The sequence below is a fragment of the Rhizobium giardinii bv. giardinii H152 genome (assembly GCF_000379605.1).
Taxonomy (GTDB): Bacteria; Pseudomonadota; Alphaproteobacteria; order Rhizobiales; family Rhizobiaceae; genus Pararhizobium; species Pararhizobium giardinii.
In genome coordinates this window covers 1-12,027 of the sequence record NZ_KB902681.1, presented here as the reverse complement: position 1 = coordinate 12,027, position 12,027 = coordinate 1, and the positions used below count along the sequence as shown (strand labels likewise).

Sequence of the window (12,027 nt, the reverse complement as noted above, 5' to 3'; positions counted from 1 at the left end):
CGATGGGCCGGATAGAAAAGAATGGATTGAAGATCGATGCAGGCCTGCACGATTTCCTGGTGACCGAGGCTCTGCCGGGCACCGGCATCGACGCCGATCGGTTCTTTTCGGCATTCTCTCAGATCGTTCACGATCTGGCGCCGAAAAACCGCGCCCTTCTTGCCAGACGTGACGTGCTTCAGGAGACGCTCGACAACTGGTACCGCCAGAACGGCGCGCCCGTCGACATGGCCGCCTACGAAAGCTTTCTGAGGGAGATCGGCTATCTTCTGCCGGAAGGGCCGGATTTTTCCGTATCCACCAGCAATGTCGATCCGGAAATCGCCACCATCGCCGGACCGCAGCTCGTCGTTCCCGTGATGAACGCGCGCTATGCCCTGAACGCCGCCAATGCCCGCTGGGGCTCGCTCTATGATGCGCTCTACGGCACCGACGCCATCAGCGAAGACGGCGGCGCGGAGAAGGCCAAGGGGTATAACCCGGTTCGCGGACAGAAGGTTATCGCCTGGTCGCGCGGCTTTCTCGATACCAGTGCGCCGCTCGCTGCCGGAAGCTGGAAGGACGTCACGGGGTTTGCGGTTACTGGCTCAAACCTGGCGATTTCGACGGCGGCCGGTGCGACGACGCTCGCCGATGCAGCTCAATTTGCCGGCTTCCGCGGCGATGCGGCGTCGCCATCTCACCTGCTTCTGAAAAAGAACAACCTGCATATCCAGATCGTCATCGATGCGTTGACGCCGACCGGCAAGGACGATCCGGCTCATATTTCCGACGTCATTCTCGAGTCGGCGATTACCGCGATCATGGATTGCGAGGATTCCGTCGCCGCCGTCGATGCTGAGGATAAGGTCGTCGTCTATCGCAACTGGCTCGGCCTGATGCGGGGTGACCTGCAGGAAGAGGTCACCAAGGGCGCCAGCACCTTTATCCGCAAGCTCAATCCGGATTTCGGCTTCACCGCGCCGGATGGATCGAAGATTTCGCTGAAAGGTCGCGCCCTGATGCTGGTGCGCAATGTCGGCCACCTGATGACCAATCCGGCTGTTTTCGATCGCGACGGCAACGAGGTTCCGGAAGGGATTATGGATGCAATGATCACCGGCCTGATCGCGCTCTACGATATCGGCCCAAACGGCCGCCGGATGAACTCGCGCGAAGGCTCGATCTATGTCGTCAAGCCGAAGATGCATGGTCCGGAAGAGGTTGCCTTTGCCTCGGAAATCTTCGGTCGCGTCGAAGACGCGCTCGGCATGGCGACCAACACGATGAAGATGGGCATCATGGACGAGGAGCGCCGCACCACCGTCAACCTGAAGGATTGCATCCGGGCGGCGAAGGAACGCGTCGTCTTCATCAATACCGGTTTCCTCGATCGCACCGGCGACGAAATGCATACCTCCATGGAAGCCGGTCCGATGATCCGCAAGGGTGACATGAAGCAGGCGGCCTGGATCGCGGCCTATGAAAACTGGAATGTCGATATCGGCCTGGAATGCGGCCTGTCCGGCCATGCCCAAATCGGCAAGGGCATGTGGGCAATGCCCGACCTGATGGCGGCGATGCTGGAGCAGAAGATCGCCCACCCGAAGGCTGGCGCCAACACGGCCTGGGTTCCCTCGCCGACGGCCGCGACCCTGCATGCAACCCACTACCACAAGGTCGATGTCACCGCGGTTCAGGCAGGGCTGAAGAGCCGGGCGCGGGCAAAGCTCAGCGATATCCTCTCTGTCCCGGTCGCATCGCGGCCGAACTGGACGCCGGAAGTAATCCAGCGTGAACTCGACAACAATGCGCAAGGGATTCTTGGCTACGTCGTCCGCTGGATCGATCAGGGGGTCGGCTGCTCCAAGGTGCCGGACATCAACAATGTCGGCCTGATGGAAGACCGTGCGACACTGCGCATTTCCGCCCAGCATATGGCCAATTGGCTGCACCACGGCATCGTCAGCGAGGAGCAGATCGTCGAGACGATGAAGCGCATGGCGGCGGTCGTGGACGAGCAGAACGCCGGTGATTCGGCCTACATGCCGATGGCGGGCAATTTCGAAGGCTCCATCGCCTTCCAGGCAGCGCTTGAGCTGGTGCTCAAAGGCCGCGAACAGCCGAACGGCTACACCGAACCGGTCCTACATCGCCGCCGGCTGGAGCTGAAGGCAAGCCAGGCGGCCTGACCGGCCGGATAGTCGTGCAGATTCGCGATCTCCCTGGAGGATCAGGCAAGACTCTCGGAGTGATGATCTACCACTGAAAAGGTGTTCTCCATCATTGTCCTTTCCAGCGGCGGGGCGTTCCCGCCGCAAGAGGAAAAAGGACAATGAAATGTCAGCTATTACCGGAAAAGTGATCGCCATTACCGGCGCCAGCAGCGGTATCGGCGAGGCTACGGCGCGATACCTTGCAAAGGAAGGCGCCCGCGTCGTGCTAGGCGCCCGCCGCACCGACAGGCTGGAAACCTTGGTCGAAGCCATAAGAGCGGAGGGCGGAACCGCCCTCTGTCGCGCACTCGACGTCACCGATCGCGCCGACATGGAGGCCTTTGCCCGCGAAGCCGTCCGCGAATATGGCCGCCTGGATGTCTTCGTCAACAATGCCGGCGTCATGCCGCTGTCGCCGCTCGACGCACTGAAAGTCGAGGAGTGGGACCGGATGATCGACGTCAATATTCGCGGTGTTCTTCATGGCATAGCCGCAAGCTTGCCGATCATGAAGGCTCAGGGGACCGGTCAGATCATCAATCTGTCGTCGATCGGCGGCCACGCGGTTTCGCCGACGGCGGCGGTCTACTGCGCCACGAAATTCGCGGTCGGCGCGATTTCAGAAGGGTTGCGCCAGGAAAACGACCGGATTCGCGTCACCGTGATTTCGCCTGGCGTCACCGAATCGGAGCTGGCCGAAACCATTTCCGACGAGACGGCACGTGAGGCGATGCAGGGTTTCCGCAGAATAGCCATTCCGGCGGAAGCCATCGCCCGCGCGATTGGCTATGCCATCGCCCAGCCCGATGACGTGGATGTCAGCGAACTGATCGTTCGCCCGACGGCAAGCCCCTATTGAGGAGTGGCGCGATGACGATGGCAGATCATCCCTATGTCGGCATGTGGGTCACGGCGGACGGCTATATCCGCCATGAGCTTTTGCCGGAAGGTCGTTACGACGAGGCGAGAGGAAAGCGCAAGAGCGCCTATCGCGGGCGGTACACCGTGACCGGTACGCATATCGACTACGTCGACGAGACCGGCTTCACCGCCGATGGAGATTTCATCGACGGTGTTCTGCACCATGCCGGCATGGTGCTGCGCCGCGAGAAGTGAACAAACGCTTGGGGGCGCTTTCGGGTGCCCCTCAAGCCTGCAGCAGATAGTCCGGCGAAGCCTTCAATCGGGCGATGTCGCGCAGCGGCGGCGCGCCGAACAGGCGCGCATATTCCCGTGAAAACTGCGACGGACTTTCGTAGCCGACCGTATGGGCGGCGGTTGCCGCGTCAAGCGCCTGGCCAAGGATCAGCCGCCGCGCTTCCTGCAAGCGAAGCTGCTTCTGGTACTGCAGGGGACTCATGGCCGTGACGTCCTTGAAATGCTGATGGAAGGACGAGGCGCTCATGCGGGCCTGCTCGGCCATGTCCTCGATCCTCAGCGGCTTGTCGAAATTGCGCCGGATCCAGCCGATCGCGGCGTTGACCTGCCGTAACCGGCTCTCTCCATGGGCAATCTGGCGCAACTGTCCGCCTTGCGGCCCCATCAGCAGTCGATAGAGAAGCTCACGCTCGATCAGCGGCGAAAGCATCGCGATGTCGCGCGGGCTGTCCAGCAGACGCAAGAGCCGGATGGCGGTCTCGATCAGATCTCGCGTGGCGTCGTTGAGAAAAAGGCCGCTGGAGGCAGTGGTTGCTTCTTCGCTTTCCGTCTGTCCGGCGGCGATCAGGATTTCGCTGAGCAGAACCGGGTCGAGATCGATGCGAAGGCAGAGATATGGCTCTTCCGCGGTTGCCGTGACGATCTGGCCGACCAGGGGTAGGTCGACGGAAACCGTCAGGTATCGACTGCGATCGTATCGATAGATGCGGTCTGCCAGCATCACCTGCTTTTCACCCTGTGCGACGATGCAGACCGCCGGCGCGTGCAGGACATGAAGGGGCGTGGTAGGACGGGAGACGCGAATGAGAACGACCCGCGGAATGGCCGTCGGGTGCACCCCGTCCACATGTGTGTGCTTGTCCATCAATGCCGCGAGATTTCCGATATCGTACAAAGCGCGCCTCCGCAAAATCCTGTTGGCAGATATCGGAAGACGGATGTGCGGCGTCAAGGCGCAAACCTCGAGGCAGGCCAGGGGCCACAAAGTAAAATCCCCAGACAAGCCGGGGATTGGAAAGCATCTGCGATGAACGCCAGATTTCGCTACTGCTGGACGATGACGCGGGTGTTCTTGCCCGGGCGGACGCGGGCATAGAGATCGATGATGTCCTGGTTGATCATCCGGATACAGCCCGAAGAGGCGGCGGTGCCGATCGATGCCCATTCCGGCGATCCGTGGATGCGGAACAGCGTATCCTTGCCTTCGTCGTTGAACAGGTACATGGCGCGGGCGCCGAGCGGATTGCGCAGGCCCGGACCCATGCCGTCCTCGACATACTGCGCCACTTCCGGCTTGCGCTCGGCCATTTCCTTCGGCGGATGCCAGGTCGGCCATTCCTGCTTCCAGGCGACATAGGCGCGGCCTTCCCATGCGAAGCCCGCCTTGCCGACGCCGATGCCGTAGCGAACGGCCTTGCCGCCGGGCAACACGAAGTAGAGGAAACGGTTCGGCGTGTTGACGATGATCGTGCCGGGCTTTTCAGCCGTGGTATAATCAACGATCTGACGGTGGAAGCGCTCGTTGACCTTGTTGATCGGGATCGCCGGCAGGGCGTAGCCGTGATCCTCGACCGGACCGTAGCCATTCGAGAAAATCTGGTTGGTCGCGACTTTTTCACCGATGGGAGAGATCGGTGCGGTGGAGCAACTGGCCAAAGCAAGGGTGGCCGCGAGGCTGCACAGCAGAACTGCATTGCGGAAGCGCATGGGTGTCTCTTAAAATGAAGTTAAGAATATCTGGGTCGGCTCGACCATCAGCGATTATGGTTTATTTTCGATTAACATCCCGATTGCAAGTGAATGCGGCGCAGCATTTTTGCCGGATGTTTCAAAAACTCCACGGAGTGTTTTTTTGCAACAAAAGCGGCCTTGTGCCAGAGTTTAATGCATGGCGATTCTCTCTATCCACAACGACAGCCCGCTGATCGACGGGCGCCAGTCGCAGCGCGCGCTGATGGTGCGCCGCGGCGTGCAGCGATTCCTTCATGAAATGCGCCATGCGGTGCTGCCGGAGCTGACGCTTGCAAGCGGAAGGCGGGCGGATCTGATCTCGATTTCGCCCAAAGGGGATATCTGGATTGTCGAGATCAAGACCTCGATCGAGGATTTCAAGGTCGACCGCAAATGGCCCGATTACCGGATGCATTCAGACCGGCTTTACTTCGCCACCCATAGCGGTGTGCCGCTCGACATCTTTCCGGAAGAATGCGGGCTGCTGCTGTCGGACGGCTATGACGCGGAGATGATCCGCGACGCGCCCGAACACCGGCTCGCGGCTCCGACGCGCAAGTCGGTATCCCTCAATTTCGGGCGGGTCGCGGCGCAGCGGCTGATGCTGGCGGAGTGGTCGGCCGACCGGGCAGGCGATACCAGCCCGAACATGCGCGAGATCGTTTCCGGCGCTCTCGACAGCGAAAGTTAAGACGAGCACACCTTATACCAAAGATCACTGATAATGACCGATGTGATGGCCCGGAAACGGGCGTCCGGGTAGAAGAAACCGCCGAGGATTTCGACGCCCTCCGGTGGCCGATTTCCGGGCCACCCGAAGGGCCGGTCGCTTTTGGCTTCCGGACGTCGTCAAAAATCCTCGCCGGACCTTCTGGTCCGACTGCGGTTTTCTCCTAGCCGTAAGTCAAAATCGATCCGGTCACATCGGTCATTATCAGTGATCTTTGGTATTACTTGGGTGCGCGCTTTGCCAGGATGCGCTGCAAGGTACGGCGGTGCATGTTCAGTCTCCGGGCCGTTTCCGACACGTTGCGCTCGCACATCTCGTAGACGCGCTGGATATGCTCCCAGCGGACGCGATCGGCCGACATCGGGTTTTCCGGCGGCTCGGCGCGCTCGCCGGCCCGCTGTACCAAGGCCGCGAAAATATCGTCGGCATCGGCAGGCTTGGCGAGATAGTCGACGGCGCCGAGTTTCACGGCGTTGACCGCGGTGGCGATGTTGCCATAGCCGGTCAGCATGATGATGCGGGTGTCGTCGCGCTTGGCGCGGATCGCTTCGATCACGTCCAGCCCGCTGCCGTCGCCCAGCCGCAGATCGACGACCGCGTGTTTCGGCGGGCGTGTCTTTGCCTTGGCGATACCCTCGGCAACGGATTCGGCGATATCGACGGAAAAGCCGCGCGTCTCCATCGCACGGGCAAGACGGCGCAGGAAGGGGGCGTCGTCATCGACGATCAGCAGGGAAGTGTCGGCGCCGATCAACGCGGCATCCAGCTTGCCGTCACCGGCGGCTGGTGCCTGTTCGGTAGTTCTTTCCGTCATGTCGCAATCCTCGGCGCAGGGCTCAATTTTTCTGCGCTCTATGTAGTTCGCATATTCGCGGTTCAAAATGCCATAAAGTCATTTTGTCAGTTTCGTGTCCATCAGTGTGCGTGGCCATTCGACGCTGACGCGCGCGCCCGGCTTGTCCGGGCCGCCGTTTTCGAACGTCAGTTTGGCGCCCGAGCGCTCCAACAGCGTCTTGGCGATGAACAGGCCGAGGCCCAGTCCGCCGGCGCTGTCGTCCTTCTGGCGTTTGGTCACGTAGGGTTCGCCGATCCGGCTGAGAATGTCGGGCGCATAGCCATCGCCATCATCCTCGATGGTGACCGAGACGATATCCGGCGTATGAACGACCGTGACCGTCACCTCCTGCTTGGCATAGTCGACCGCGTTTTCCAGGAGGTTGCCGAGGCCGTAGAGAATGCCCGCATTGCGATTGCCGACGGGCTCGGTGGCGCGGTCGCCCCTTTCGACGAGGTTGATCCGGATGCCGAATTCGCGGTGCGGCGCCATCACTTCCTCGATCAGCGACGACAGGGGCAGATGCCGCATATGCGCTTCGTTCTCGGAAGACAAGGTCGTCAGCCGGCGCAGGATATCGCGGCAGCGTTCGCTCTGGCTGCGCAGCAATTGCACGTCCTCACCAAACCGGGGGTCGTCGCCAAGCTCTCGTTCCATCTCCTTGGCGACGACACTGATGGTGGCAAGCGGTGTTCCCAGTTCGTGCGCCGCCGCGGCAGCCAGCCCGTCGAGCTGCGACAGGTGCTTTTCCCGCTGCAGCACCAGTTCCGTCGCCGTCAGCGCTTCCGACAGCTCGCTTGCCTCGAGCGAGACACGATAGGTGTAGAATGCGGCAAAAGCTGTGGTCGAAACGATGGCGAACCAGAAACCGGCCGTCAGGATCGTCGGCACGAGAAGCACGACGCCAGGATACCACGGCAGCGGAAAGGGCGTGAATGCCAGCGCCGTGATCCCAAGAATCGCGAGGATGGCGAGGCCGACGCTGTGCCATTTGGGTTGCGAGGCAGACGAGATGATGACCGGTACGCAGACGAGCGGCGCAAAAGGATTGGCGAGCCCGCCGGTGATGAAGAGAAGGGCGGTGAGCTGCGCCAGGTCAATGCCGAGCAGCGCAAAAGCCGCTGGCGGCTGTAACCGATGCGTCGGCGGGTAGCGGATCGTCAGGTAGGCATTCACCAGGGCAAGAAAGGCGATCAGCGAGCAGCAGGCAATCAGCGGCAACGGGAATTGCAGCAAGAAAGCGGTGATGATCACTGCGATGGACTGCCCGCCGACCGCAAGCCAGCGCAGGCGGACGATCGTCTGCAGCCGCAGCACCCGGCTCGTGGTCGGTTCATCGCTTTCGATCTCTGCTGCCGTCATCTGGTTTCCCATCGTCCTCGTCATTGCGTTTCATGTACCACGCGGCTTTGCCCGTGTCGTCGGCGCCGCATTTGCCGGATCCTCGGGCCACGGGTGTTTCGGGTAGCGGCCGCGCATGTCGGCGCGGACGTCCTTCCAGGACCCGGCCCAGAATCCCGGCAGGTCGCGCGTGGTCTGCATCGGCTTGTGACCGGGCGAGACCAATTCCAGAAGCAGTGGCAGCCGCCCGCCGCCGATCGACGGATGGGTTTTCAACCCGAACAGTTCCTGCACGCGGATGGACAGAACCGGTTCGTCGCCGTCATAACGGATCGGATGGCGCTGGCCCGTCGGCGCCTCGAAATGGGTCGGTGCAAGCCGTGCCAGATCGCGGGCGACCGCGTGTGGCACCAGCGACTGCAGCCCTTCGGAAAGGCTGGCGGCGCTGATGTCGTCGATGCCCCGGGTCTCACCCTGAAAGGGCACGAACCAGTCCTCCAGCCCGGCAAGCAGGCTCTCGTCGGACATATCCGGCCAAGGGTCGCCAATGGTGCGGTACAGGAAACCGATCCGGTCCCGCAATTGCATTGCTTCCTTGGAGAAAGGCAGTACCGCAAGACCGAGTTGCCGGACGCCTTGAGCCAGCGCCCGCGCGGCCGTTTCGCCCCTCGGCCGCGGAAGCGGCGTTTCCTCGAAGACGATGGCGCCCAGCCGCGTCACCCGCCTTGCTCGGACCTGCCGGCTCGGCCGGTCGAAGAAGGTCTGGTCCTCGCGAATGATCGCTTGCGGCATGTGTGCTTCGACATCGGCACGGGAAATTTCGGCGGCGGCAAGAATGCGCTGACCGCCGGCACGCCCGGTGAGGTCGGCGATGACCAGCATCGAAGCGCCGGCCAGGCGCTCGGTTTCCGGCAGTTCCGCGCCGCGGCCATTGGCCATGACGAAGCGACCGCGCCCGCCGCGCTGCAGGGCGATCCGGTCCGGAAAGGCGTGCATCAGCAGCATGCCCGGCTGCACCGGATCGTTCGTCTCCTTGCCTGCGCTCAAGCCCTTTGCCATGCGCCGGGCAAGGCCGCGCGAGGCCTCGGCGCGCTCGCCGCGCTCGGACTTGAAACGACGCAACCGGTCTTCGAGATCGACACCATTTCCACCCAGGCCCTGCTCGGTCAGCAGAACGGCCAGCAGGCAGGCCTCACAGGCCTGTCCCTCCCTAGCCGCCGAAACGGTCATGGCGGCCAGACGCGGCGGCAGGGCCAACTGGCGAATCTGCTTTCCCCGGGCTGTCAAAGCGCCATTGGCATCGATCGCGCCAAGTTGGGTAAGCAGCGCCGTCGCCTCCTGCCACGTCGTGGGTGGCGGCGGGTCGAGAAAGGCAAGACCTTGCGGATCGGTCACGCCCCAATGGGCGAGATCAAGCACGAGACCGGCGAGGTCGCTTGAAAGAATTTGCGGCGGGGTGAAGGCCGGAAGCGCTGCCGTCTGACCCTGATGCCAAAGGCGGATGGCGATGCCCGGCTCCGTGCGTCCGGCGCGGCCTGCGCGCTGGTCGGCGGAGGCGCGAGAAACCCGGAGGGTCTCCAATCGGGTGATGCCGGTGGAGGCTTCGAAGGCTGGAAGCCGCTGCAGCCCGCTGTCGATGACGATGCGAACCCCATCGATGGTGATGGAGGTCTCGGCAATCGAGGTGGCCAGCACGATCTTGCGCGTTCCCGCCGGTGCCGGGCGGATCGCCGCGTCCTGTTCCTTCTGGCTGAGATTGCCAAACAGCGGTGTGACAATGGTGGAGGCGTCGAACCGACCCTCCAGCCGCTCGGCCGTGCGGGTGATTTCCGCCTGCCCCGGCAGGAAGGCAAGGATGGAACCGGTTTCCTGGCGATGGGCTTCGATGATCGCGCGCGTCACGGCGTCTTCCACCCGCTCGCTGGACGGCCGTTCCTGATAGCGCACATCCACGGGAAAACTGCGCCCCCGGCTTTCGATGACCGGCGCGCCCCCAAGAAGCGCGGCCACGCGCTCGACATCCAGTGTTGCCGACATGACGATCAGCTTCAGGTCGTCGCGCAGCGCCTGCTGCACGTCGAGTGCCAGCGCCAGCCCGACATCGGCGTCGAGCGAACGCTCATGAAATTCGTCGAACAGGACGGCCGAAACATCGGGCAGTTCCGGATCGTCGAGCAGCATGCGGGCAAAGACGCCCTCGGTCACCACTTCGATGCGCGTCCTGGCCGAGACCCGGCTGTCCAGCCGCATGCGGTAGCCCACGGTCTCGCCGACGGCTTCGCCGAGCAGGCTTGCCATGCGGCCGGCAGCGGCGCGCGCGGCCAACCGCCGCGGCTCGAGCAGGATGATCCGGCCATCGCCGCGCCAGGGTTGATCGAGCAGGAAGAGCGGCACCAATGTCGTCTTGCCGGCCCCCGGCGGAGCGGACAGGACGACCGAGGGTGCGTGCGCCAGAACCTGGCCGAGTTCGGTAAGGATAGCCCGCACCGGCAGGTCCGGCAGGGTGCTCGTCATGCTCATGGATATTCCTCGCCGGTGGTGCGCCGCTCGCGGAATAGCAAGTGCGCCACCGACGACGCAATGACAATCCGGCGCAGGACTCAGTTTGGACGGGACCGCTCGAAGGCGAGAATGGCGCCCGCCAGGTCTTCGAGTGCAGCCCCCACCGACTTGAACAGGGTGATCTCGCCGGGTTCGGTGCGCCCCGGATGCCGTCCGCCCGCGAGCTCCGCCAGGTCCGCCCGAACAGCGCCCGCCGCAATGATGCCGGCGCGCAGCGGCTGGACCAAGTCGCCGCCTTCGCTGAGCGCGCCGTCGCGGGTATCGACGAACAATGAGGCGCGCTCGACGGCCCGGTCGTCCGATTCACGCATGCTCGGCTTGAAGGCGCCGACCAGATCGAGATGTGCCCCGTCCTTCAGCCACTCGCCGCGAATGAGAGGTTGCGATGACAGGGTCGCGCAGGAGATCAGGTCGGCCTGACGGGCCGCCGCTTCGAGATCGGTCGACACGGCGACGGTGACGCCGGGAAGGTCGAGCTGTGCCGCCGTCGCCTCGGCCTTGCGGGCATCACGCGCCCAGATCGTCACCTCGCAAATCGGCCGGACGCAGGCATGCGCCTCTATCAGGTTCAGCGACAGCCGCCCGGCGCCGACCATCAGCATGCGTCGCGCGTCCTTGGCGGCAAGATAGTCCGCTGCAACGGCCGAGGCCGCTGCGGTGCGCCTGGCCGTCAATTCCGCTCCGTCGATGATCGCCAGCAATTGACCGGTTTTTCCGGACGAAAGCAGATAGCTGCCATGAATAGCCGGCAGATCGCGGCCGGTATTGCCCGGAAACACGGAAACCATCTTTACGCCGATATAGCTGCCGGGTTGCCACGCGGGCATGAGCAGCAGGGTCGCGGCTTCCTCGCCGGGAACGGCGACATCGTGGTGATGGCGCACCGGCATTTCGCAGCCGTCGCGAAACATCACCCGGAGCGCTTCTATCAGATCGCCCCAGGGCAGCGCTGCGCGTGTATCGGCCTCATTCAGAACCAGCATGTCTATCTCCCATGACAAAAGTGGGGGGAGATTAGCAGGAGTCTTCCGGTGGCGAAAAGGACGGGATTATTTGATGTTGTGCGTGTGGCGCATGACCGCGAACCGCGCACGGTTGGGTCTGTTCTGCTTTTGACCATTTGGACAAGAAATTGCGCGGCCGCGACGTAAGGATTTTGGCTGGATTCCGGCTGGTTTTGCCAAAATCTTGAAATCTCCCAGTAATACCAATCGCTTACGAGAAAATTGATTTTTTTGAAATTGAGCTGTTGACTTCGTTTGAGGGGTGGGACTATAAACCGCTCACCAACGAGGGCGGCGGCGCTGCTGGCGACCGACGAACTCGCTCTGAAGTTTCTTTGAGAAATGGCGGGCGGATTTGGGGTTTCAGGCGGTGACGCTTCGGGCTCTCGGGGTAAAGGTTTTGGACGGTTTTGACCGTCGGTTTTTTGACAATTGAATAGAGAGAAAGAGAAACGTGGGCGGCGGATGTTC

The 12,027-nt window shown here is 62.6% G+C and carries 11 protein-coding genes; 4 read left to right on the top strand and 7 right to left on the bottom strand.

The features are described 5' to 3' along the window. Positions 1–2 precede the first annotated feature (2 nt). From A3AY_RS0118260 to A3AY_RS0118250, 3 genes are all read left to right on the top strand, one after another. Positions 3–2,171, top strand: coding sequence for a malate synthase G (locus A3AY_RS0118260; RefSeq protein WP_018327110.1), 2,169 nt, complete (start codon positions 3–5; stop codon positions 2,169–2,171). Between the two features lie 148 nt (positions 2,172–2,319). Continuing rightward, positions 2,320–3,054, top strand: a complete 735-nt coding sequence (locus A3AY_RS0118255; protein WP_026203580.1) for an SDR family oxidoreductase — start codon at positions 2,320–2,322, stop codon at positions 3,052–3,054. Positions 3,055–3,065: 11 nt separating this feature from the next. Continuing rightward, positions 3,066–3,311: an Atu4866 domain-containing protein gene (locus tag A3AY_RS0118250; RefSeq protein ID WP_018327108.1), complete on the top strand. Its 246-nt coding sequence runs from the start codon at positions 3,066–3,068 to the stop codon at positions 3,309–3,311. 31 nt (positions 3,312–3,342) lie between these two features. Here the strand turns inward: A3AY_RS0118250 and A3AY_RS0118245 are convergent, their stop codons facing one another. Continuing rightward, positions 3,343–4,248: an AraC family transcriptional regulator gene (locus tag A3AY_RS0118245; protein WP_018327107.1), complete on the bottom strand. Its 906-nt coding sequence runs from the start codon at positions 4,246–4,248 to the stop codon at positions 3,343–3,345. A 149-nt stretch (positions 4,249–4,397) separates the two neighbouring features. After that, positions 4,398–5,060, bottom strand: a complete 663-nt coding sequence (locus tag A3AY_RS0118240) for a L,D-transpeptidase (protein ID WP_018327106.1) — start codon at positions 5,058–5,060, stop codon at positions 4,398–4,400. Between the two features lie 181 nt (positions 5,061–5,241). Between A3AY_RS0118240 and A3AY_RS35485 the strand changes: the two genes are divergently transcribed. Next, complete coding sequence (locus A3AY_RS35485; protein WP_018327105.1) at positions 5,242–5,775, top strand: MmcB family DNA repair protein; 534 nt, start codon at positions 5,242–5,244, stop codon at positions 5,773–5,775. A 259-nt stretch (positions 5,776–6,034) separates the two neighbouring features. Here the strand turns inward: A3AY_RS35485 and A3AY_RS0118230 are convergent, their stop codons facing one another. From A3AY_RS0118230 to A3AY_RS40160, 5 genes are all read right to left on the bottom strand, one after another. Continuing rightward, complete coding sequence (locus A3AY_RS0118230; RefSeq protein WP_018327104.1) at positions 6,035–6,628, bottom strand: ActR/PrrA/RegA family redox response regulator transcription factor; 594 nt, start codon at positions 6,626–6,628, stop codon at positions 6,035–6,037. A 78-nt stretch (positions 6,629–6,706) separates the two neighbouring features. After that, positions 6,707–8,011 (bottom strand): ActS/PrrB/RegB family redox-sensitive histidine kinase, encoded by a 1,305-nt coding sequence (locus A3AY_RS0118225; protein ID WP_018327103.1) that lies wholly within the window; start codon positions 8,009–8,011, stop codon positions 6,707–6,709. 30 nt (positions 8,012–8,041) lie between these two features. Next, a complete protein-coding gene (hrpB, locus tag A3AY_RS0118220) occupies positions 8,042–10,504 on the bottom strand; it encodes an ATP-dependent helicase HrpB (RefSeq protein WP_026203579.1) in 2,463 nt (820 codons plus the stop codon). Positions 10,505–10,590: 86 nt separating this feature from the next. Continuing rightward, the gene (gene lhpI, locus A3AY_RS0118215; protein ID WP_018327101.1) at positions 10,591–11,535 is read right to left on the bottom strand and encodes a bifunctional Delta(1)-pyrroline-2-carboxylate/Delta(1)-piperideine-2-carboxylate reductase; all 945 of its coding nucleotides are present in this window, start codon (positions 11,533–11,535) and stop codon (positions 10,591–10,593) included. Positions 11,536–11,537: 2 nt separating this feature from the next. Next, positions 11,538–12,027 (bottom strand): hypothetical protein (locus tag A3AY_RS40160; protein ID WP_210163020.1); only part of this gene is annotated, 490 nt, incomplete at its 5' end.